The sequence below is a fragment of the Klebsiella sp. BDA134-6 genome (assembly GCF_015601345.1).
Lineage (GTDB): Bacteria > Pseudomonadota > Gammaproteobacteria > Enterobacterales > Enterobacteriaceae > Klebsiella > Klebsiella grimontii.
The window spans coordinates 3334134-3357073 of sequence record NZ_CP064784.1; the positions used below are offsets into that span (position 1 = coordinate 3334134).

General features: G+C 53.6%; 22 protein-coding genes, 3 tRNA genes and 1 pseudogene. 19 read left to right on the forward strand and 7 right to left on the reverse strand.

The window, feature by feature from the left end:
- Positions 1-68: 68 nt before the first annotated feature.
- Positions 69-158 (reverse strand): cytochrome bd-I oxidase subunit CydH, encoded by a 90-nt coding sequence (locus tag IYV58_RS15395; protein ID WP_049082851.1) that lies wholly within the window; start codon positions 156-158, stop codon positions 69-71.
- A 296-nt stretch (positions 159-454) separates the two neighbouring features.
- On the opposite strand from IYV58_RS15395, the gene purR reads away from it, so the two are divergent.
- The gene (purR, locus tag IYV58_RS15400) at positions 455-1480 is read left to right on the forward strand and encodes an HTH-type transcriptional repressor PurR (protein WP_004119465.1); all 1026 of its coding nucleotides are present in this window, start codon (positions 455-457) and stop codon (positions 1478-1480) included.
- Positions 1481-1498: 18 nt separating this feature from the next.
- On the opposite strand, the gene punR is transcribed toward purR, so the two are convergent.
- A complete protein-coding gene (gene punR, locus IYV58_RS15405) occupies positions 1499-2410 on the reverse strand; it encodes a DNA-binding transcriptional activator PunR (RefSeq protein ID WP_195729118.1) in 912 nt (303 codons plus the stop codon).
- A gap of 111 nt (positions 2411-2521) precedes the next feature.
- Here punR and punC point away from each other — a divergent pair, with 111 nt between their 5' ends.
- Together punC and cfa are read left to right on the forward strand one after the other, a co-directional pair.
- Entirely contained in the window at positions 2522-3706 is a 1185-nt protein-coding gene (gene punC, locus IYV58_RS15410; protein WP_004119461.1) for a purine nucleoside transporter PunC, read from the forward strand.
- 298 nt (positions 3707-4004) lie between these two features.
- Positions 4005-5156 (forward strand): cyclopropane fatty acyl phospholipid synthase, encoded by a 1152-nt coding sequence (gene cfa, locus IYV58_RS15415; protein WP_004119456.1) that lies wholly within the window; start codon positions 4005-4007, stop codon positions 5154-5156.
- Positions 5157-5186: 30 nt separating this feature from the next.
- Here the strand turns inward: cfa and IYV58_RS15420 are convergent, their stop codons facing one another.
- The gene (locus IYV58_RS15420; RefSeq protein ID WP_004119454.1) at positions 5187-5828 is read right to left on the reverse strand and encodes a riboflavin synthase; all 642 of its coding nucleotides are present in this window, start codon (positions 5826-5828) and stop codon (positions 5187-5189) included.
- A gap of 230 nt (positions 5829-6058) precedes the next feature.
- Here IYV58_RS15420 and mdtK point away from each other — a divergent pair, with 230 nt between their 5' ends.
- The 12 genes and pseudogenes from mdtK (at position 6059) to IYV58_RS15475 (ending at position 14165) form a co-directional block, all read left to right on the forward strand.
- Positions 6059-7432, forward strand: a complete 1374-nt coding sequence (gene mdtK / locus IYV58_RS15425) for an MdtK family multidrug efflux MATE transporter (RefSeq protein WP_195322143.1) — start codon at positions 6059-6061, stop codon at positions 7430-7432.
- Positions 7433-7642: 210 nt separating this feature from the next.
- Positions 7643-7719, forward strand: a tRNA-Val gene (locus tag IYV58_RS15430).
- A 4-nt stretch (positions 7720-7723) separates the two neighbouring features.
- Positions 7724-7800 (forward strand) — tRNA-Val (locus tag IYV58_RS15435).
- A gap of 4 nt (positions 7801-7804) precedes the next feature.
- Positions 7805-7881 (forward strand) — tRNA-Val (locus IYV58_RS15440).
- Positions 7882-8323: 442 nt separating this feature from the next.
- Positions 8324-8509 carry a con-10 family general stress protein gene (locus tag IYV58_RS15445; protein ID WP_004136767.1) on the forward strand — a complete coding sequence of 62 codons (186 nt, stop codon included), beginning with the start codon at positions 8324-8326 and terminating at the stop codon, positions 8507-8509.
- An 89-nt stretch (positions 8510-8598) separates the two neighbouring features.
- Positions 8599-9096 carry a YciE/YciF ferroxidase family protein gene (locus IYV58_RS15450; protein ID WP_004119447.1) on the forward strand — a complete coding sequence of 166 codons (498 nt, stop codon included), beginning with the start codon at positions 8599-8601 and terminating at the stop codon, positions 9094-9096.
- A gap of 32 nt (positions 9097-9128) precedes the next feature.
- Positions 9129-9635, forward strand: coding sequence for a ferritin-like domain-containing protein (locus tag IYV58_RS15455; RefSeq protein ID WP_004119445.1), 507 nt, complete (start codon positions 9129-9131; stop codon positions 9633-9635).
- Positions 9636-9654: 19 nt separating this feature from the next.
- A complete protein-coding gene (locus tag IYV58_RS28600; protein ID WP_075208535.1) occupies positions 9655-9774 on the forward strand; it encodes a manganese catalase family protein in 120 nt (39 codons plus the stop codon).
- Positions 9764-10045: pseudogene (locus IYV58_RS15460) on the forward strand (manganese catalase family protein); the annotation flags it as partial. The gene IYV58_RS28600 and the pseudogene IYV58_RS15460, both read left to right, overlap by 11 nt.
- A gap of 72 nt (positions 10046-10117) precedes the next feature.
- The gene (locus tag IYV58_RS15465) at positions 10118-11521 is read left to right on the forward strand and encodes a cytochrome ubiquinol oxidase subunit I (protein WP_004119441.1); all 1404 of its coding nucleotides are present in this window, start codon (positions 10118-10120) and stop codon (positions 11519-11521) included.
- The gene (gene cydB / locus IYV58_RS15470) at positions 11521-12531 is read left to right on the forward strand and encodes a cytochrome d ubiquinol oxidase subunit II (protein ID WP_087828206.1); all 1011 of its coding nucleotides are present in this window, start codon (positions 11521-11523) and stop codon (positions 12529-12531) included. The genes IYV58_RS15465 and cydB overlap by 1 nt, the downstream gene beginning before the upstream one ends.
- Positions 12532-12539: 8 nt before the next feature.
- Positions 12540-14165: an alpha-amylase family protein gene (locus IYV58_RS15475; RefSeq protein ID WP_112164840.1), complete on the forward strand. Its 1626-nt coding sequence runs from the start codon at positions 12540-12542 to the stop codon at positions 14163-14165.
- On the opposite strand, the gene IYV58_RS15480 is transcribed toward IYV58_RS15475, so the two are convergent.
- The 4 genes from IYV58_RS15480 to IYV58_RS15495 are packed head-to-tail and all read right to left on the reverse strand — an operon-like array spanning position 14162 to position 16666.
- Positions 14162-15151 (reverse strand): SDR family oxidoreductase, encoded by a 990-nt coding sequence (locus tag IYV58_RS15480; RefSeq protein WP_004119433.1) that lies wholly within the window; start codon positions 15149-15151, stop codon positions 14162-14164. The genes IYV58_RS15475 and IYV58_RS15480 overlap by 4 nt on opposite strands.
- 24 nt (positions 15152-15175) lie before the next feature.
- The gene (locus IYV58_RS15485; RefSeq protein ID WP_004119430.1) at positions 15176-15694 is read right to left on the reverse strand and encodes a 2-oxo-tetronate isomerase; all 519 of its coding nucleotides are present in this window, start codon (positions 15692-15694) and stop codon (positions 15176-15178) included.
- A 12-nt stretch (positions 15695-15706) separates the two neighbouring features.
- Complete coding sequence (locus IYV58_RS15490) at positions 15707-16153, reverse strand: DUF421 domain-containing protein (protein WP_004119426.1); 447 nt, start codon at positions 16151-16153, stop codon at positions 15707-15709.
- Positions 16154-16162: 9 nt separating this feature from the next.
- The gene (locus IYV58_RS15495) at positions 16163-16666 is read right to left on the reverse strand and encodes a hypothetical protein (RefSeq protein ID WP_004119423.1); all 504 of its coding nucleotides are present in this window, start codon (positions 16664-16666) and stop codon (positions 16163-16165) included.
- A gap of 360 nt (positions 16667-17026) precedes the next feature.
- Between IYV58_RS15495 and IYV58_RS15500 the strand changes: the two genes are divergently transcribed.
- From IYV58_RS15500 to IYV58_RS15515, 4 genes are all read left to right on the forward strand, one after another.
- Positions 17027-18025, forward strand: coding sequence for a LacI family DNA-binding transcriptional regulator (locus IYV58_RS15500; RefSeq protein WP_004119421.1), 999 nt, complete (start codon positions 17027-17029; stop codon positions 18023-18025).
- 45 nt (positions 18026-18070) lie between these two features.
- Positions 18071-19735 (forward strand): glycoside hydrolase family 13 protein, encoded by a 1665-nt coding sequence (locus tag IYV58_RS15505; RefSeq protein WP_154901904.1) that lies wholly within the window; start codon positions 18071-18073, stop codon positions 19733-19735.
- Between the two features lie 7 nt (positions 19736-19742).
- Positions 19743-21140, forward strand: coding sequence for a PTS transporter subunit EIIC (locus IYV58_RS15510; protein ID WP_195729119.1), 1398 nt, complete (start codon positions 19743-19745; stop codon positions 21138-21140).
- Positions 21141-21258: 118 nt separating this feature from the next.
- Entirely contained in the window at positions 21259-22833 is a 1575-nt protein-coding gene (locus IYV58_RS15515; protein WP_049113546.1) for a carbohydrate porin, read from the forward strand.
- Positions 22834-22940: the final 107 nt, after the last annotated feature.

Genomic DNA, 22940 nt, shown 5'->3' on the forward strand with positions numbered 1-22940 from the left:
AAAGATTTTTGCGAAAATGATAATAATAGGTGGAGCAAAGGGAGAGCGGCCCCTCCCTTATCGCAGAACTAGTGCAGTACTGCGGTCAAACCTGCGGCAACAATCAAACCCAAAACAATAATCGTTGTTGTCAGCGAAAACTTTAAATTTGTATCCATCAATTTTTCCCCCTGATTATCCCCACATGAAAAGTGAGCTTGCTCATTTTTACACAGAATAGCGTAAAAATCTTCCGAGATTTAGAGTGATGCACATTTTTGCTCTTCCCCTTTGCCCCAAGATCGGACAAAATCCCACGCTAATTTGAAAGCGTATCGGCCATTGACCCCTTCCTGTCGTTCTGTGTCGTTTTCCCGACGTGATGCCATGCTCAATTTTGGCGTCAGGGTGTGTACAGGCAAACGTTTACGTACCGATAAACAGACGATCAGGTCAAAGTCTGGAGTGAGAAGTAATGGCAACTATTAAAGATGTAGCGAAGCGCGCAAACGTTTCCACTACAACAGTGTCACATGTGATTAACAAAACCCGATTCGTTGCGGAAGAGACGCGCAATGCGGTGTGGGCGGCAATAAAAGAACTGCATTACTCCCCCAGCGCCGTTGCCCGCAGCCTGAAGGTCAATCACACCAAGTCTATTGGTCTGCTGGCGACCAGCAGCGAAGCGGCCTATTTCGCTGAGATTATCGAAGCCGTCGAGAAAAGCTGCTTCCAGAAGGGCTACACCCTGATCCTCGGTAACGCATGGAACGACCCGGAGAAACAGCGCGCCTATCTGTCAATGATGGCGCAGAAACGCGTAGACGGCCTGCTGGTGATGTGTTCTGAGTATCCGGAATCGGTGTTAAGCATGCTGGAAGAGTATCGCCATATCCCGATGGTGGTGATGGACTGGGGCGAGGCAAAAGCCGACTTCACCGACTCGGTCGTCGATAACGCCTTCGAGGGCGGCTATATCGCCGGACGCTACCTGGTTGAGCGCGGCCATCGCGACATCGGCGTGATCCCCGGCCCGCTGGAGCGTAACACCGGCGCAGGCCGGCTGGCGGGTTTTATGAAAGCGATGGAAGAGGCGCAGATTAACGTCCCGGAGAACTGGATTGTGCAGGGTGATTTCGAGCCGGAATCCGGCTACCGCGCCATGCAGCAAATTCTCGCCCAGCATCCTCGCCCAACGGCCATCTTCTGCGGCGGGGATATTATGGCGATGGGCGCCATCTGCGCGGCGGATGAAATGGGCCTGCGCGTGCCGCAGGATATTTCACTGATCGGTTATGATAACGTGCGCAACGCTCGCTACTTTAGCCCGGCGCTGACCACCATTCATCAGCCTAAAGACTCTCTTGGCGAAGCGGCCTTTAATATGCTGCTGGACCGTATCGTCAATAAGCGTGAAGTCTCGCAGTCGATTGAAGTCCATCCGCGCCTGGTCGAGCGCCGTTCCGTGGCCGACGGTCCGTTTGTCGATTACCGCCGTTAGCCCTGCTTGCGGGGTCGGTTATTCCGGCGCCCGCAGCCACTCCCGATTTAGCGTTTCGCTATCGCCAAGATAATCCAGTAACCAGAGCAGCGCCGGCGAAGCGTCGCTTTGCTGCCACGTCAGGCAGCATGCGGCATCCGGGAAGGGGTTCTCCAGATCCAGCGCCGTCCATTCACCGCTATCTAGCCACGGACGCGCTAAATGCCCGGGCACCATACCGACGCACAGTCCGGCGGAGAGGCAGGTTTCAGAAGCATCCCAGTCCGGCACGACGACCCTCTTCTGGTTATCGAGCAGCCACGTGGTCCTCTTTGGCAGCGAGCGTGACGTATCCTCTCTGACCAGAGACGGCCAGTTGCGCAACACGTCATCGCTCAAAGGCCCCGCCATTTTTGCCAGCGGATGGTGGCTCGCAACGACGCAGTCCCAGCTCAGCATCCCCATATCGCGGAAGGCGTAGCGTCCCCCTACCGGAATTGAGCGCGTCGCGCCGATGGCTAACTCCACGCGACCGTCGGCGAGCGCATCCCAGACGCCGTTGAACACTTCCTGAAAGACGATCAGCTCGACGTCATCAAAATGGCGATAAAAATCAACGATCATCTGCCGCATACGCGTGGGTTTAACGATGTTATCAACCGCGATAGAAAGCTGCCCGCGCCAGCCGTTGGCGATCTGCTGGCACTGCTGGCGGGTGATCTGCATTTTTTTGATAACAGATCGCCCTTCCTGTAAAAACCAGACGCCGGCCGGCGTTAATTCCACATCCCGATGGCGGCGTTCGAACAGCGGCACCGCCAGCCACTCCTCCAGCTGACGTACGGTATAGCTGACGGCCGAGGGTACGCGGTGCAGTTCCTGGGCGGCGGCGCTAAAGCTGCCGTTGCGGGCGACAGCATCGACAACCTCAAGCGAGTATTCAGACCACATTTTCTGCCTACAAAATTTTTGAACTCATCTGACAAATATTAGCGTTTCACAAGCCTTAATGCACTCCCTACACTCTGCGCCATCGTACCTGCACAATAAAAAGAGAACGTTATGCAACAACCTGGGAAAGGATTTTTAGTCTGGCTGGCTGGCCTCAGCGTACTGGGCTTTCTGGCCACCGATATGTATCTTCCCGCTTTCGCCGCCATGCAACAGGATCTGAATACTTCCGCCGCCTCGGTCAGCGCCAGCCTGAGCCTGTTCCTGGCGGGCTTTGCGCTTGGGCAGCTCTTCTGGGGCCCCATTTCCGATCGCTACGGCCGTAAGCCGGTGCTGCTGAGCGGCCTGGCTATCTTTGCTGTCGGCTGCCTGGGGATGCTGTGGGTGCGCGATGCCGGCCTGATGCTGGCGCTGCGCTTTATCCAGGCTCTGGGGGTTTGCGCCGCCGCGGTGACCTGGCAGGCGATGGTAACCGATTATTACCCCGCGCAAAGAACCAACCGCATTTTCGCCGCCATTATGCCGCTGGTTGGTTTATCGCCGGCGCTGGCGCCGCTGCTTGGCAGCTGGCTGCTGGTTCACTTCGAATGGCAGGCCATTTTTGCCGTTCTGTTCGCCATTACCCTGCTGCTGATGCTGCCGGCCCTGCGCCTGAAGCCGGCGAATAAACCGATCGTCAGCGCCCAGAAGAAGCTCACCTTCCTCGCCCTGCTGCGCTCGCGGGAATATAGCGGTAACGTGCTGATCTACGCCGCCTGTTCCGCCAGCTTTTTCGCCTGGCTCACGGGCTCGCCGTTTATTCTCCATGAAATGGGCTACGGCCCGACCGTTATTGGCCTGAGCTATGTGCCACAGACTATCGCGTTTCTGGTGGGCGGTTACGGCTGCCGCGCGGCGCTGCAAAAATGGCAGGGGCAGCAAATTCTTCCCTGGCTGCTGGCGATTTTTGCCGTCAGCGTCGCCGCCACCTGGCTGGTTGGCCTGCGGGAGAATGCGACGCTTATTGGGCTGATGATTCCGTTCTGCGCCATGGCGGTGGTGAACGGAGGTATTTATCCGATCGTCGTCGCGCAGGCCCTGAAGCCATTCCCGCAGGCGACCGGGCGTGCTGCGGCGCTGCAAAACACTCTGCAGCTTGGTCTCTGTTTCCTGACCAGCCTGCTGGTTTCTACGCTGATTGCCACGCCGCTGCAAACGACCACCAGCGTGATGCTGGTCTCCATCGTGCTGGCCGGCATAGGCTACCGCATGCAGTATAAAGCCGCGCATCCTGCAACAGAATCGTCACATGCGTAAGCTATTCTGCTGATAGTTATAGAATTCAGTAGTTAGCTTGCTAAGATATTTTTGTTGAAAGCCTGTTTTTAGCGGCCTATACTGGATCCGGCATCACATAAATAGAAAGATTAATTGATTAAACGGGAGCAGGATGCATCCCGTTTCCCCATGGAAGGCCTTTCGGCAAGGGTTACCTCCCTTCCTCTGTTCTACGTCGGATAGCAGCCTCACGGATTATCCGTGAGATTTCTCACAAAGCCAAAAAAGCGTCTACGCTGTTTTAAGGTTCTGATCACTTGGGCGTGATGGAGAAGCTATGAGTTCATCGTGTATAGAAGAAGTAGTCAGTGTACCAAATGATGATTGGTACCGAATTGCAGCTGAATTATTAGGCCGTGCGGGCATCGAAATTAATGGTCCTGCCCCTTCCGATCTACGGATTAAAAACCCGCTCTTTTTTAAGCGTGTTTTGCAGGAGGGGTCGCTGGGGCTAGGCGAAAGCTATATGGACGGCTGGTGGGATTGTGAACGGCTGGATATATTTTTCCATAAAGTTTTACGCGCCGGACTGGAAAATCAGCTTCCCCATCATTTCAAAGATACCTTGCGTATCGCCAGCGCACGCTTATTCAATCTGCAAAGTAAAAAACGGTCCTGGATTGTCGGCAAGGAGCATTACGATTTAGGTAACGATCTGTTCAGCCGCATGCTTGACCCTTATATGCAGTATTCCTGCGCGTACTGGAAAGACGCGGAAACTCTTGATGACGCACAGCAGGCCAAATTGGATCTCATCTGCCGTAAACTTGAGCTTGAGCCCGGCATGCGGGTGCTGGATATCGGCTGCGGCTGGGGCGGGTTGGCCTACTACATGGCCAAAAATTACCAGGTTAGCGTGGTGGGCGTTACCATCTCGGCGGAGCAGCAGAAAATGGCGCAGCAGCGCTGCGCTGACCTCGACGTCACCATCCTCCTCCAGGACTATCGCGACCTGCACGAGAGCTTTGACCGTATTGTTTCAGTCGGCATGTTCGAACACGTCGGACCTAAAAATTACGCCACCTATTTTGATGTGGTCGATCGTAATCTGAAGCCCGAAGGTCGTTTCCTGCTCCATACCATCGGCTCGAAAAAAACCGACCATAGCGTTGACCCCTGGATCAACAAATATATCTTCCCTAACGGCTGTCTGCCGTCGGTGCGCCATATTGCCGAAGCCAGCGAATCGCATTTTGTTATGGAAGACTGGCATAATTTCGGCGCCGACTACGACACCACGCTTATGGCCTGGTATGAGCGCTTCCTTAATAGCTGGCCGGAAATTGCCGACAACTACTCAGAACGCTTTAAACGCATGTTCAGCTATTACCTGAATGCCTGCGCCGGCGCTTTCCGCGCGCGCGATATTCAGCTGTGGCAGGTGGTTTTTTCTCGCGGAGCCGAACACGGTCTGCGCGTGGCCCGCTAAAAATTTCCCCCGCTTCGGCGGGGGAATTTATTATTCGGCCGCCGTTTTCAGCGCCGCTTCTGCTTCTTTCGCCGCCAGCACGCGCTCAACAGTATCAATGACCGCCTGCGTCTGCGGATCGATTTCAATATTCACCCGATCGCCCAGCTTTTTCACCCCAAGCGTGGTGCGCTGCAGCGTTTCCGGAATTAAATGCACGCAGAACCGGGTTGGCGTCACTTCACCGACGGTGAGGCTAATCCCATCGACGCCGATATATCCTTTGTAGAGGATATATTTCATCAACGTCGGGTCCTGAACCTTAAACCAAATCTGGCGATTATTTTCCGAGGTCAGAATTTTCACCACCTCCGCGGTGGTCATAATATGACCTGACATCAGGTGACCGCCAATTTCATCGCTGAATTTGGCCGCGCGCTCAACGTTGACGCTGTCGCCCTCGCGGATCGCGCCCAGATTGGTTATCCGCAAGGTCTCTTTCATCAGATCAAAACTTACTCGCGGACCATTGATATCGGTGACCGTCAAGCAGCAGCCGTTGTGCGCTACCGAAGCGCCTGTTTCAAGCCCCGCGAGCATATGCTCAGGCAGCTCCACAACGTGGGTGCGAAAGTTGGGTTTTTCATCTATAGCCACCACTTTGGCGGTCCCCTGCACAATACCGGTAAACATATTTTGCTCCTGTATAAATTCGTGACGGTATCAGTACCGTTTTCGGCTATGACGAACAATAACAGCTGGCAAAACAGGTTGCCAGCGCACAACGTGCAGAGGAATTTTTTCACTGGCTAAATGGCTAATCCTCGCTACAATAGTCTGGCAAATCCCTCTGCTTTTTCTTCTTGCTGCCCTTGATGGCGGCTTTTTTAGTCCTCCAATAACAACAATATATAGGTGTTCACGTGCAGAAGTATTTTATTGAAGCGCGTCAGTTATTAGCACTGGCTATACCCGTTATTCTTGCTCAGGTCGCCCAAACCGCCATGGGCTTTGTCGATACCGTGATGGCGGGCGGCTATAGCGCCACCGATATGGCGGCCGTTGCCATCGGCACTTCCATCTGGCTACCGGCGATCCTCTTTGGCCACGGCCTGCTGCTGGCCCTGACGCCCGTTATTGCTCAGTTGAATGGTTCCGGCCGTCGTGATCGTATCGCCCACCAGGTGCGCCAGGGATTCTGGCTGGCCGGCTTCGTCTCCGTCCTGGTGATGGTCGTGCTGTGGAACGCCGGTTACATTATCAGCTCAATGCATAACATCGACCCGGCGATGGCGGACAAAGCGGTCGGCTACCTGCGCGCGCTGCTGTGGGGCGCGCCCGGCTATCTGTTCTTTCAGGTTGCCCGTAACCAATGTGAAGGGCTGGCGAAAACCAAGCCGGGTATGGTCATGGGATTTATCGGCCTGCTGGTCAACATTCCGGTGAACTACATTTTTATCTACGGTCACTTCGGTATGCCGGAACTTGGCGGGATTGGCTGTGGCGTAGCGACGGCATCGGTTTACTGGGTGATGTTTTTCAGCATGCTGTTCTGGGTACGCCGCGCGCGTTCGATGCGTGATATTCATCTCCAGGGGCGATTCAGCAAACCGGATTTCGCCGTCATTCAGCGTCTGGTGCAGCTGGGCCTGCCGATTGCGCTGGCGCTGTTTTTCGAAGTCACGCTGTTTGCCGTCGTGGCGCTGCTGGTCTCGCCGTTGGGGATCGTTGACGTGGCCGGGCATCAGATTGCCCTTAACTTCAGCTCGCTGATGTTCGTTTTACCGCTCTCGCTAGCGGCAGCGGTGACGATTCGCGTAGGCTTCCGTCTCGGGCAGGGTTCAACGCTGGAGGCTCAGACCTCAGCCAGAACCGGCGTCGGCGTTGGGGTGTGCATGGCCGTTTTCACGGCGGTGTTCACCATTCTGATGCGTAAGCAAATTGCGCTGCTGTATAACGACAATCCCGAGGTCGTGGCCCTGGCGTCCCAGCTAATGCTGCTCGCGGCCATCTACCAGATTTCCGACTCCGTTCAGGTGATCGGCAGCGGGATCCTGCGCGGCTATAAAGACACGCGTTCCATCTTCTTTATTACCTTTACCGCCTACTGGGTATTGGGTCTGCCGAGCGGCTACCTGCTGGCCCTGACCGATCTGATCGTGCCGCGCATGGGCCCCGCCGGTTTCTGGTGCGGATTTATAATTGGTCTTACCTCCGCCGCCGTGATGATGATGCTGCGTATGCGTTTCCTGCAGCGTCAGCCTTCCAGCATCATTTTACAGCGCGCTGCGCGCTAACCCGTCGCGAAAGCGAAGTCGGTATCCAACGGCGCTGATTCAGCGCCGTTTTCCCGTGCTGGTGAAGAAATATTCTTTTGCATCAGTAAAATATAACCAATATGGATAAAACTTCTGCGATCGCGAGAAAACTGGAAGAAAAGTGACGTTTGCCTCTTGCCACAACCCCTCCCTCCCGCTAATATGCGTCCCCGTTGCTGCTGCAACATTGCGTTCATAGCTCAGTTGGTTAGAGCACCACCTTGACATGGTGGGGGTCGTTGGTTCGAGTCCAATTGAACGCACCATAATGCGTTTATAGCTCAGTTGGTTAGAGCACCACCTTGACATGGTGGGGGTCGTTGGTTCGAGTCCAATTAAACGCACCATAATGCGTCCGTAGCTCAGTTGGTTAGAGCACCACCTTGACATGGTGGGGGTCGGTGGTTCGAGTCCACTCGGACGCACCATTTCACAATCTCGTGATATGGTGCCTGTTTTATCTCCCGCATTGAAACATCCGAAAATCACTCTCTTTCTGTAACCTCATTATTTTCTGACTTTTCTCAACTCATCTGCTAATAACGTTCAGTAACCGTTAAGTTATTCTCCACGGTTATGTAAAGTGACGTAAAGTCCTGCGCCAGGTCAGTCAGGAGTTTATTAACGCAACGGCTCTGGATATATCCTCTCGCTAATAAAAATCTTTCGTTAGATCATAACCCGTTATGCTGACATTCATTCAAAACAAGCGAAACGGTTACCGTTATGTAATTCAGAATATTTCAAAAAAATATCCCCAGCAAGCGGTTTGACTGTTCGTAAATAACAGCTAAATTTAATTCCTGAACGACAACGGATACGTATCCAAATCGTATCTTCCTGACATAAAATCAACAGAGGTATGAAAATATGGCAGAACATCGTGGTGGTTCCGGTAATTTCGCTGAAGACCGTGATAAAGCATCTGAAGCTGGACGTAAAGGCGGTCAGCACAGCGGTGGGAACTTTAAAAACGATCCGCAACGTGCATCTGAAGCCGGTAAAAAAGGCGGACAAAATAGTCATGGTGGCGGACGTAAATCTGATAATTCCTGATTATTAATCGCCTCGTTCTCTTGTAAATAAAAGAGTATCCTGCGGGTCTGCGGACTCGCAGTTATTCTCCTGTGTAAAAGGTATTTCATATGAATATGAAAAGCATAGAAGACGTATTTATTCATCTTTTATCGGATACTTACAGCGCTGAAAAACAATTAACTCGCGGGCTGGCTAAATTGGCAAGGGCAGCGTCAAGCGAACAGCTCAGCGCCGCCTTCAAGGCCCACCTTGAAGAGACCCAGGGGCAGATTGAGCGTATCGATCAAATTGTCGAGCAAGAACCTGCCATCAAAATTAAGCGTATGAAATGCGTGGCGATGGAGGGGCTTATTGAAGAAGCTAACGAAGTCATCGAGAGCACAGAGAAAAATGAAGTGCGGGATGCTGCATTAATTGCCGCTGCGCAAAAGGTTGAACATTATGAAATTGCCAGCTACGGTACTCTCGCCACCTTAGCAGAACAACTGGGTTATAAAAAAGCGGTTAAGCTTTTAGCGGAAACGTTAGAAGAAGAGAAATCAACCGACCTTAAATTAACTGACCTGGCGGTCGGCAATATTAATAAAGATGCACAAAATAAATAGCCAGATAATAACCCGATATTAAGGAGTTGATTATGAATCACCTTGAACATTATCACGACTGGCTACGCGATGCACATGCAATGGAAAAGCAAGCAGAATCCATGCTGGAATCCATGGCGGGCCGCATCGATAACTACCCGGACCTACGCAGTCGAATTCAACAGCACGTAACTGAAACCAAACGCCAAATTACCGTACTGGAGGAAATTCTCGACCGTAATAATATATCGCGTTCGGTACTGAAGGATTCAATGAGCAAAATGGCCGCCTTCGGGCAATCCATTGGCGGCATGTTCCCTTCCGATGAAATTGTTAAAGGGTCAATTAGCGGTTATGTCTTTGAGCAGTTTGAAATTGCCTGTTATACCTCCCTGCTTGCCGCTGCTAATAAAGCCGGCGACGTCGCATCGATCCCGGCCATCGAATCAATTCTTGCAGAGGAGCGGGCAATGGCCGACTGGCTGCTGAAGCATATCCCGCAAACAACGGAGGAGTTCCTTCTGCGTTCTGAAGCCGAAGGCGTTGAAGCTAAGAAATAAGCAATAAGGATAAGAGCCTATGTTCCGACACGTTAAGCAACTTCAGTATACCGTAAGGGTCGCGGAGCCAAATCCGGGACTGGCGAACCTCCTTCTGGAACAATTCGGCGGCCCTCAGGGCGAGCTAGCCGCCGGGTAAATTACCGCCACTCCCTGAATACGCCAGCACCTACTACAATATGTCGTAGGGAGACGACATACGCGGGAGCTGGAATAGCGATCGGCACTTCGATTATGTCGCGGATCCGCAGCCTGCACCTGCAGTAGATGGCGGAAACGGGAGCGTCAGCGTCAGGCTAACAGCCGAGCAGAAGGCTCTGGTGAAAGCCATGGCGGAACGGATCGAATCCGCCCCCGATGGCGATCCTCTTACCGGCGCCGAGCTCGGCGAGGGTAAGGAAAAGCCTTAATCCTCGATAACCTGCTGTTAATCACTGCCCCCTGCTCGGTTCTGGGGGTTGTTATGTGATGGGGTCCGGATCATGTTTGAACTCGACGCGTTTAATCTGGCACGGCTGCAGTTCGCATTTACCGTCTCTTTTCATATTCTTTTCCCGGCAATTACCATCGGGCTTGCCAGCTATCTGGTGGTGCTGGAGGGGATGTGGCTGAGGACAAAAGACGACGTCTGGCGCTCATTGTATAATTTCTGGCTGAAAATTTTTGCCGTTAATTTCGGAATGGGCGTGGTTTCAGGCCTGGTCATGGCCTATCAATTCGGCACCAACTGGAGCGGCTTCTCGCAGTTTGCCGGTAGCATTACCGGTCCCCTGCTGCTTTACGAAGTCCTCACCGCTTTTTTTCTTGAAGCGGGTTTCTTAGGCGTCATGCTCTTTGGCTGGAATAAAGTTCCCCCTGGCCTGCACTTCTTCACCACCTGCATGGTGGCGCTGGGCACGCTAATGTCAACCTTCTGGATCCTCGCGTCCAATAGCTGGATGCAGACGCCGCAGGGTTTTACCATTGAAAACGGTCACATTATTCCGCAGGACTGGCTGGCGATTATCTTCAACCCCTCTTTCCCGTATCGCCTGTCGCACATGGCGATCGCCGCTTTTCTCAGCAGCGCGATGTTTGTCGGCGCCTCCGCCGCCTGGCATCTTCTTCGCGGCAACGATACGCCGGCGATACGCAAAATGTTCTCAATGGCGATGTGGATGGCCCTGCTGGTCGCGCCGGTCCAGGCCATCGTCGGCGATATGCACGGCCTCAACACGCTTGAACATCAGCCGGCAAAAATCGCTGCCATAGAAGGCCACTGGGAGAACAAACCCGGAGAAGCCACCCCACTGCTGCTGTTTGGCGTACCGGACATGGCGGAAGAGCGCACCAAATACGGCCTGGAGATCCCGGCGCTTGGCAGCCTGATCCTGACCCATAGCCTGAATAAGCAGGTCCCTGCCCTAAAAGATTTCCCGAAAGAGGATCGGCCAAATTCCCTTATCGTCTTCTGGTCGTTTCGCATCATGGTGGGTATGGGCGTGTTGATGATAGCCCTTGGCGTATGGAGCCTCTGGCTGCGCTATCGGCAGCGTCTTTATCACTCCCGCCCCTTTCAGTGGTCCGCGCTGGCGATGGGTCCAGCGGGGCTGCTAGCGCTGTTGGCCGGCTGGATCACGACCGAAGCGGGACGCCAGCCCTGGGTTATCTATGGTTTTTTACGCACCCGAGACGCAGTCTCCCTGCATAGCACAGCGCAAATGGTCGTCAGCCTGCTGGTCTTTATCATTGTTTACTGCTCGGTCTTCGGCGTCGGTTATTACTATATTATCCGGCTGATTAAAAAAGGGCCGCAGCCCGTCAGCGAATTAACGTCGTCAACCTCCGGCACGCCGGCGCGCCCCCTTTCCGCCGCAGAAGCCGTGCCTGAAGAGGAGAAAAGCTAATGGGCATCGATATTCCCGTGATCTGGTTTGTCATCATTGTGTTTGCCACCCTGATGTATATCGTGATGGACGGCTTCGATCTGGGTATTGGCATGGTATTCAGCTTTGTCCCCAACGCCTCCGAGCGCGACGTGATGATGAACAGCGTCGCCCCGGTATGGGACGGTAATGAGACCTGGCTGGTGCTGGGCGGCGCGGGGCTATTCGGCGCCTTTCCGCTGGCCTACGCCGTGATCGCCGATGCGCTGACGATTCCGCTTACCGCTATGCTAATTGGTCTGATCTTTCGCGGCGTGGCCTTTGAGTTTCGCTTTAAGTCCACCCCCTCTCATCAAAAGTTCTGGGATTACTCTTTTGTCGGCGGCTCGTTGTTGGCCACCTTTAGCCAGGGGATCGTCGTGGGTGCGGTCATTAGCGGCTTTGACGTTGCCGACCGCAGGTTCATCGGCTCCGCGCTGGACTGGTTGACGCCCTTCAACCTGTTCTGCGGTGTAGGGCTGGTGGTGGCTTATACGCTGCTTGGCACGACCTGGCTGATTATGAAAAGCGAAGGCGCGCTGCAGCAGCGTATGCGCGACCTGACTCGCCATACGCTACTGGCTCTGCTGGCGGTCATCGCCGTGGTCAGCGTCTGGACGCCGCTGGGCTGGCATTCCGTTGCTGAACGCTGGTTTACCCTGCCCAATTTCTACTGGTTTGTGCCCGTCCCCATTCTGGTTCTCGTCTTTAGCCTGTGGCTCTGGCGCCTGAGCGCTAACCCCGACAGTCATGCCCGTCCTTTCCTCCTGACGCTTGGGCTCATTTTTCTCGGCTTCAGCGGTCTGGGTATCAGTTTGTGGCCCAATATCATTCCACCGCATATCACGCTGTGGGAGGCTTCCGCGCCGCCTGCCAGCCAGCTCTTTATGCTGGTAGGCACCCTGCTCATCATTCCGGTGATTTTGGTTTACACCGCATGGAGCTACTACGTGTTCCGCGGCAAAGTTTCCGGAAATGAAGGCTATCACTGAGGTACGCTATGGCTGACTGGCATACACGGGCCATTATCTATCAGATTGATTCCGCCCTCTTTTACGATTTCAACGGCGATGGCTGCGGCGATATCGCCGGGATTACGGCCAAGCTGCGCTATATTCGCCGGATGGGCGCGACAGTAATCTGGATAACCCCCTTCTACCTGACGCCATTTCTGGATGAAGGCTACGATGTCAGCGACCACCTGCAGGTCGATCCGCGATTTGGTCAACTGGCGGATATCATCGCCTTTATCGAGCAGGCCCGCGAATTAGGGATGCAGGTCATTATTGAACTGCTGATTCAGCACACCTCGGACGTTCATCCGTGGTTTCAACAGGCGCGCCGCAGCCGCAGTTCGCCGTTTCGCGACTATTATCTGTGGGCGGATAGCGACGATGACGATACGCCGCCGATGTTTCCCGGCGTCGAAGAGAGCATCTGGACGTGGGATGAAGAAGCCGGGCAATATTTTCGCCATATGTTTTATCGTCACGAACCCGATCTCAATCTGGCCTCGCCTGCCGTTATTAAAGAGGTCGAAAATATCATTATCTTTTGGCTGAAGCTGGGGGTTTCCGGCTTCCGTCTGGATGCAGCTGCGCATCTCACAAAGCAGGCCGGACGCGGCGAGGAGAAACGGGGGCTGTGGATCCTGGAACATCTGCGCCGACTGATCGAACGGCATAACCCGCAGGCCATTCTGCTGGGCGAAGTTGACGTTGACGTCGAACAGTACCGCGACTATTTCGGCGACAATAACCGGCTTAACATGGTGCTTAACTTCTGGTTGAACAAATACTTTTACGTCAGTCTCGCCAGCCAGAACGCGCGCCCGCTGATTAACGCAATAAAGAAAACCATCGTCCCTCCCGACGCCTGCTGCTTCGCCAACTGGTTGCGTAATCATGATGAGCTGGATCTGGAGGGTATCGGCAACAAGAACAAGCAGACCGTGCTGGAGGCCTTCGCGCCGGATGAAAAGATGAACGTTTATCAGCGCGGCATTCGCCGTCGGCTCGCGCCAATGCTAAACGGCAATCGGCAGCGGCTGGCGTTCTGCCACGCCGTGCTGTTTTCGCTGCCCGGCGTACCGATCATGCGTTATGGGGATGAGATCGGCATGGGTGACGATCTGGCGCTGGAAGAGCGGTACGCGGTACGTACGCCGATGCAGTGGGCCGGTTCAGCCGGCGGCGGCTTCTCCGCAGCCGACCCCGATACCTTTGTTGCCCCCATGATTGACCGGGGCCCGTTTCGCTATCAGAAAGTCAACGTGGCTGCTTCCCTGCTGCACCGCCATTCCCTCCTGCATCGCATAATTGATATCGCCAATACGCGTTCCGAGTTCCCGGAAATCGCCGTTGCCCCTTTCCGCATCATTAGCACCGATAATCAGGCGATCCTGGCGATTTGCTACGATGATCGCGAGCGTAGCGTCATCACTTTGCTTAATTTCAGTGAAAAAGCGCAGCGCTTTACCGCGAAAGGGATCGACGAAGCGGTCTGGACGCCCTGCCTGGCCGACAAAACCTACGTTGACGCGCTTATCCCCGGCAAGCGCGTTGAGCTGGAGATTAGCGCGTATGGCTACCGCTGGTTCTGGACCAACAGCAGCGCGCTGCGTTAGCGGTGTTTGCGCGAGGTCAACCATCTTGCCAGGAGCAAACCGACCGCCGCCGCGCCGCCCAGCAGCGCTTTTCCCGGCACGCCGGAGGTAATGGCAGTGGCGCGATATTTCGCCTCGGAGGAAAAACGGCCGTGCGTTTTATGTAGTCCCCTGACCGGTTGTTCAAGGTAGTCCTGACGGTCGTCAGCGTTCAAATGGCGTGTCATTTGCCCTTCCCATGCTTTTTTGACCATCAGCCTGTCAAGCAAGCCGGGGAAAAGAAATTGCCCCACAATCGACTGAATAGTGCTGCTCCCCACCCAAAGTTCACGTACGGGCCTGCGCGCGACGTTGAAAATAGCCTGGGCGGCCACTTCCGGCTGAAATACCGGCGGCACCGGGCGCATCGCCCAGGCGAACTTATTGCGCGCCCACTCAAACTGCGGCGTATTCAGCCCCGGCATCTGCACCATGGCAATGCTCACGCCGCTATTTTCATGCATCAGTTCGGTACGAACCGCATCGGTAAAGCCGCGAATCGCGGCCTTCGCTCCGCAATAGGCGGATTGTAGCGGAATAGAGCGATAGGCCAGCGCGGAGCCGACCTGGATAATCACCCCGCGATCGCGGGGCGTCATGAGCGCCAGCGCGGCGCGAGTCCCGTTGACGTAGCCCAGATAGGTGACCTCGGTGACCCGCACAAATTCGTCGTGGGTCATCGCCCGGAAAGGCGCCAGCACCGCGCACATCGCGTTATTGACCCACACGTCGATCGCCCCGAGTCGATTTTCAATTTCGCCGGCGGCCGCCAGCAGCGCATCGGCATGGGCCACATCAGCCTCGACGGTATGAACCCGAACGCCATAGCGAAGGAGCTCGCGTTTCGTCGCTTCAAGGCTCCGATCATCGCGGGCAATAATGCCGACGTCATAGCCTGCCTGCGCAAAGCGCAGGGCCGTAGCTTTGCCAACTCCCGCAGTACCACCAGTGATCGCCATGACTGCCATACAAACCTCCGCAATAAGGGTGTGTTATGCGCTCTGCCAGCCGGGCAGCTTTTCCATCAGCATCGCCAGCGAATAGCGCACGGCTTTTTCCACCACGTCCTGGCACTCGCCGGAAAACAGCGTCTTATGCGCGTCGATTTCGCCGCGAAAGTTCCATGCGAACCACACGGTGCCCGCAGGCGTCCCGTCATCGCCGCCGTCAGGCCCCGCGTATCCGCTAATGGCGATGCTGATATCCGCCCCGGAACGCGCTAGCGCTCCCGTCGACATCTCTTCAACGGTTTGACGGCTGACGGCGCTATACTTTTCCAGCGTCGACGCGTTGACGTCGAGAAGCTGTTGTTTCGCCCGATCGCTAAAGGTGATTAAGCCAATATCGTAAAATGCGGCTGTATCCGCTTCCGCGCACAGCGCTGCCGCCAGGCTACCGCCGGTGCATGACTCCGCGGTGGTTAAGCGTAAACGACGGTCAATCAGCGCGCTGGCGACCTGTTTGGTCAGCTCGCCGGTGGTTTTCGCCTGGTTGTAAGGGTTATTTGACATAAAAAGACCTTTTTAACTCTCAGCAGGAATAATAGAAATGTGGCCATTCCTTTCCAGTATGGCATATTTGATTTTACTTAATTCCGTAATCCCCTGATTCTGCCGGGCAGCGACCAGAATATCATCGCAGGAAACGTCCACTTTTTTCAGCTTATCAATTAACGGAACGCCATTTTCGACCAATATAACCGGGCAACCATCGAGCGCTGATTCCGCGCCCGCCGTATATTTTTTCATTAATCCGAAAAGCATATCCACCACCACCAGCGTCATTATCGTCAGCATCGCGCCGGTCACCGAAAAATCGTTTCCCAACAGCGCCTGCTGTGTGGCCTCGCTGATAATAAGCAACAGAATCAGGTCAAAACTGGTCATTTGTAACAGCGCCCGGCGGCCGGCAATTTTAAACACCACCAGCAAAATTAAATACATCGCTAACGCTCGCAAGACCATCTCCATCGCGTCCTCCTAAGGGTAAATAAATTGCCAGAAGCGGATTTCGGGTTCGCCGTTTAGCTGTAAAGAGTGGTTCGACTTTCCCGGGCTGGTCGGCGTAACGTAAAGCCATACAGAAAAATTACTCATACTTTTCAGATGATTATATACAAGAAACAGCCGATCGTTCTGGCTGTACATCCGATCCGGCCGGGGCCAGATGCTGCCGGGTTCAAAGGAAGCATTAAAATCACCGCCGAGGCTAAAAATATATTTATCGGCGACGCGGGGCCGAGCAGTAATTTTTAGTCTGAATTCGGTTTGTAAACGACCAAATCGCTCATAGGTCACCGTTAAATTACCCTGCGCGTTTGTTTTTTCAGCCGTGCTGAAATAGCCGCCCGAAAAAATTCCCAACAACGCCGCCAGAATTATCCCTAATAATATCCCCAGACCATATTTTCGGGCAGCACATTCAAATTTAAGAAAAAATTCGCTCTCTTTTATCCCAGGCAACCTCTCTTTTTCACTTGCCATTCTTCACCTCGCCGTTGCGCTTATTATCGGGGCGCCAGTTTAAGGAATAGCAAGCCCACTTAATATGTCAAGTTCGTCACGGTTACCCGGATTAATAGCAAATGGGACATCCCGCTTGTTATTCATAGAACGTCACCTGGCAGCCATGATTGCAACCGGAGGGGTATATCGCGTTAGCGAAGCGGGAATAAGGATCCGAATCGCAAGCTTAACCCCTCTCATCCACAGCGCTTTGCGCGCGACGCGGAGAGCGTGTCGTTAACTTTCTTGTGAGTCAGATCATGTTTTACAAAAAGGCGGTTGACCCGAACCCTGAGCAAAAATATTTTATGCTCATGTGATATCGATTTCATAACTACCATGGCAACCATAAAAGACGTCGCTGTAAAAGCCGGTCTGTCGGTCACGACGGTATCCCGCTTCCTGAACAATCATCCTTATATCTCTGAAGATAAAAAGGAAAAAATCCTCGCAGCCATGAAAGAGCTGGATTACGAGCCGAGCACCGTCGCACAGCAGATGCGCGGCGTGAAAACCCACCGCATTGGCGTGCTTATCTCCAGGATAACCAACCCGTTTTTTGCCAGCCTGGTCGACGCCCTTGAAGTCACGGCGCGAAAAAACGGCTATTCAGTGCTGATCGTCCAGAACCACAATAGCGCGGGCGAAGAAGAAAACTGTCTCGACCTGCTGAAGAAAAAAATTATCGACGGCCTTATCTTGTGCGCCGTCGAAAGTGATAAAGACGTTATTGAGCAATATCAGAAATATGGCCCGATCCTGCTGTGCAACACCAGCATCGATGACACCACTCTACCTGTGGTCAGAATGAACGATGAACTGGCGACCTATAACGCGGTCAGCTGGCTGCTGCACAAAGGTTATAAAAGAATCGCCTACTCTACCGGCGGCGCATTCCAGCAAAAGGGCCACGGCAGCAGAAGAAACCGCGGCTTTATTGCCGCCATGCAGCAAGGGCAGCAGTCCATTGACGAGCGGCTGATTTTCCGCCACGTCCATACCTGGCGCGACGGGCAGCGTCTGGCCGAGCAAATTCTACAAATGGCTAAAGGCGAGCGCCCTGACGCGATTTTCGCCGGTAGCGATGAGGTTGCCTGCGGCGTGATCTCCGCGCTGACAGCGAAAGGGGTGAGCATTCCCGGAGAACTGGCGGTAATGGGCTTTGATAACCTCCCCGTGGCCGAAATGGTCCCTACTCCGCTCACCACCGTTAGCCAACCTATCGAGCAACTAGGTCGCATATCCGTGGAACGCCTGCTGGCCCTGATTAACCACACGCAATATCGCTATGACGAGGAAGACCTGAAATCAGAGCTGGTTATCAGGGCCTCCGCATAATTTTTTTCACTCAATATGGTATCGATTTCATACTCAGGAGAAATAATGAATCAATCACAAAAAGGCGCATGGTGGAAAGAAGCCGTGATTTATCAGGTGTACCCAAAAAGCTTCTATGACAGCAATAACGACGGCGTGGGCGACATTCGGGGCATTATCGCCAAACTGCCGTATCTTAAAACGCTTGGTATCACCATGATATGGGTTTCGCCGTTCTACCGCTCGCCGGATGCGGATAACGGCTACGATATCGCGGACTACTACGCGGTGAATCCCGATTTAGGCCAGATGCAGGATGTGGACGACCTGATTGCACAGGCTGGCGAGCTGGGAATTGCGGTGATGGTCGATCTGGTGGTCAACCATACCAGCGATGAGCACCGCTGGTTTCAGGCCGCGCTGGCCGACCCTCAATCGAAATATCGTGATTACTACATCTTTAAACCCGCCGTGGCGGGAGGCGCGCCAAATAACTGGCGATCGATTTTTGGCGGCAGCGCATGGGAAAAAGTGGCTGGCGAAGAGAACTACTATCTGCACGTTTTTCATAAAAAGCAGCCAGACCTCAACTGGGAAAACCCGCAGCTGCGCGAGGAAATCTACGCCATGATTAACTGGTGGCTGGATAAAGGCATCGCTGGTTTTCGCATCGACGCCATTACCTTTATTAAAAAGGATCAGGACTATGCCTCTCTGCCCGCAGACGGTATTGATGGTCTGGTATCTATTAAAAGTAAATCGCGCAATCGTCCGGGTATTGAACGGTTCCTTAATGAGCTAAAAGCACGCACCTTCAATCGCCGCCGCTGCGTAACCGTGGGCGAGGCGCCGGGCGTCCCCCTGGAAGAGTACGCCAGCTATATTGGGCCCGACGGCTACTTCAATATGATTTTCGATTTTCACGCTGCCGATATCGACGTCGAAAACGGTTCGGAATGGTTTAAACAGCGCAGCTGGAGCGTTCGAGAATTCAGAGAAGCGCTCTTTGCCAGCCAGCGCGCCTTTTGTCAGGCAGGCTGGGGAACAACGTTTATTGAAAACCACGACCAGCCACGCGCGCTGTCCAAGCTTATCCGCGACGCTGATTATCAGAATGATGTCGGCGCCACGGCGCTGGCCGCGATGTATTTTTTTATGCAGGGGACGCCATTTATTTATCAGGGCCAGGAGCTGGGGATGAAAAATTTCCGCCGGCAATCGATCGACGAGTTTGACGATATTTCCAGTATTGATAATTACTATCGCTCCCTGGCGGAAGGTTTCTCAGAAGAGCAGGCGCTGGGTTTTATCAACCAGCGCTCCCGCGACAATTCGCGAACCCCTTTTCCGTGGTCGAAGAGCCCCAACGGCGGATTTAACCAGGGTGCACAACCCTGGCTGGCGTTTTCCTCAACCGACTTCAGCGTCAACGCGCAAAGCCAGATAAACGATGCACAATCGGTATTCTCGTTTTACCGGACCATGATTGCCTTGCGAAATAGGCACTATCCGCAGGCGCTGATCTATGGTTCATTCGCCGCCATTGAGGAGGTTGACGATCGTATCGTTGCTTACGAACGGACAACGGAGACAGAGCGTTTCATCTCGATAACCAATTTGAGCGCGCAACCTCTGCCTTTTACGCTCCCGGCAGGTGAGATTGTCCTCAATAATTATGCCGACGCTGGCGCAACCCTGAAACCCTATCAAACCATTCTCGTTAAGGAATGAGTTAAATATGAACAAATATAAAAATATCGCCATTGAGATCGTAAATACCATCGGCAAGGAAAACATTGCCTCCGCAACCCACTGCGCCACGCGATTACGTTTGCAGGTTAAAGATCGGCAGAAAATTGATGACGATAGAATCCGCAATATTAGCGAAGTCAAAGGCGTATTTTTTAATTCAGGCCAGTATCAGATAATCCTCGGAACCGGGATCGTTAATAAAGTTTATCAGGAGTTTGTCAACGAATACCAGGTGGTCGAAATCAGCAAGGACGAAATGACGAAGCAGAGTACGGGCCGGTTACAGCGGGGAATTCGCAATTTATCGGATGTCTTCGTGCCGATTGTCCCGGTCCTCGGGGCCACCGGTCTGTTTCTTGGCCTGAAGGGGGTCATTTTTAACGATACCGTCCAGGCGTGGTTTGGCGGCAGCATCCATGAGATCCCGGCAGCCCTGCAAACGCTGACCACGGTGCTCTGCGACACCGCTTTCGCTTTTCTGGCGGCGTTTATTTGCTGGTCGGCGTTTAAGAAATTTGGCGGGACGCCGATTATCGGTTTTTTAATCGGCCTGATGCTGGTCTCCCCTGCGCTGCCCAACGCCTACGACGTCGCCTACGGCCACAGCAGCCCGATTTATGTGTTTGGCTTTATTCCGCTGGTGGGCTATCAGGGGTCTATTTTAACCGCCCTGCTCACCGGCATTATTGGCGCAAAGCTGGAAATTTTCTTCCGCAGGATAATGCCGAACTCAATGGATCTGATTTTCACGCCGTTTATCGTCATCCTGATCGCGGTGGCCATCGCGCTGCTGGTTTTAGGGCCGCTGGTACATGGTTTTGAACACTATGCGGTGATGGCTATCCAGCAGTTTCTGACCCTACCTGCGGGTATCGGCGGTTTGTTAATCGGCTTTATCTATCCGATTGCCGTGATGACCGGGATGCACCATATGTTTATTATGATCGAAACCTCGCTCATTGCCGGCACCGGGTTTAACCCGTTGATTACAGTGTGCGCGATGTATGGGTTTGCCAACGCCGCCGTGTGTCTGGCTATTTCGGTGAAAGCGAAAAATGTCGCGTTTAAAACCGCCGGTATTTCCGCCACTCTGACCCAGCTATTAGGCGTTTCAGAACCGGCTTTATTCGGTATTGTGATGCAGTCCGGACTCCGCGCAATTATGGTGATGCTCGCCAGTTCAGCACTGGGCGGCATGGTCCTGTCGCTGCTATCGATTAAAGCCAACTCTTACGGCCTGGCAGTGCTGCTGTCGCCGCTGATGTATCTCTACGATCGCTATCAGTTTATTACCTATATCACCGTCGGGATCGCCGTCTTTATCTTTGCCTTTATAATGACTTTCATTTTTGTCAAAACCAATAAACCCACCAAAGAGGCGTAAAAACTAATACAGCCCGAAAAATAATTTAATACCCGATTAAACCACCCATTTCAATGGCACAGTAACCTGTGCTCTGCACCCGCACGTCCAGAGCACAGCGACCCCGATACAGGTCTTAATGATGAAAGCCTATATGCTTACGCTTTGCGCGCTGGCTTTGCCAGCATCCGCCGCTGCTGCGGATACGACCCTGAGTGAAATTAACGCCCGGCTCGAAAGACTCGAGGCCGAATTAAAACAATCGCGCATCCAGTTACAGGATGCGACGCGAAAAATAGATAGCGCGGAAAAGAGAGCGGCGAGCGCCGAAAAAAATGCGGCGCACGCGCAAGAAAGATTACAGGCCGTAGAACATAAAACCGAGCAAGATTTAGCGCGAATAAAAAGTACGCCGCCGCAGTCTCTGGTCGCGCAAGATAACAATCAAGAGATTAAATTCGGCGGCTACGCGCGCAGCGGAATATTAACCAGCAAAGGTACCACCACCACCGTGGGACCTTCCCTGACGCCTGCGGGCAGCACCGGCGGCAGCGTCGGGCGCCTGGGTAATGAATCAGATACCTATGTTACTGCCGATATCAACTACCGACGAAAATATGATAATAATAGCCAGCTGCGTTATTACATGAAAATAGCCGAATGGGATAAAACCTATAATACGGATAGTTCCTTCAACGGCCAGATGAACGTCCGGCAGGCGTTTGTTGAGATGAGCGATATGCCCGCATTTAGCGGCGCATTTAAACAGGCGACGCTGTGGGCCGGAAAGCGCGAAGACCGGGATAATTTCGATATTCACTGGCTTGATTCCGATATGATGAATTTAATCGGTACCGGCGCCGGTATTTATGATGTCAATTTCGCGGGGGATATAAAAACCAATCTTGCGGTATACGGGCGTAATTTCAATGACATCGAGACAATGGACAACGTTGAATATAACAATATGACCGGAGCGGATAACACCTATATTCAAAACTACACCTTCTCGCTTAACAACAGGCTGGGCAAATTACAGTGGATGCTCAACGGTCTCTACTCGCAGGACAATAATAAACGGATAAACGATGGGCTGGCTTCGGATAAAGCAGCCTCGCAAGGGTTCAACACTATGCTGGCCTGGCACGGCGACAGCTTCTACGGACTGCGCCCGGGGAGCACGAAAACGGCGCTGCTGTATGGCCGCGCGCTGGGGGCGGAAGTACGCGGCCCGGGTTCCGACGGCTATCTGATTAGTCCGGCCTGGACCATCAAGTTTGCCACCTATGGGATGACCGCGCTTACCGACAGCCTGAGCATTGCACCGCTGATCGTCGCACAGAGTAGTAATAGCCGCTATATCGACGCTGACCATTATAACTGGGTGACGCTGAACGCCCGGGTCATCCAGCAGATCAATCAGAACTTCGCCCTGCAGTACGAAAGCAGTTATCAGTATATGGATATCGACCCGAAAGGTTTTAACGGTAACCGACCCGCCAGCGGCAGCTACTACAAGCTGACGTTTGCCCCCACCTTCAAGCTGCAGAACGTGACGGACTTCTTTGAGCGCCCGGAAATCCGCTTTTTTGCCACCTGGATGCGCTGGGACAACGCGCTGGATGGCTACTCCTCCACGGACACCTTCGGCAGCGCCGGATACCACAGCGCGGGTACGCTATTCTTCGGCGCCCAGCTCGAAACCTGGTTCTGAAGCCGCAACGCTGTAACTAACCACCAGGAAGAGGCACGCCAGCGATTGGCCCTCTTCCTTATTTTGAACCACAATTATCCTGCCAGATTTCCCTTATCCGGAAATGA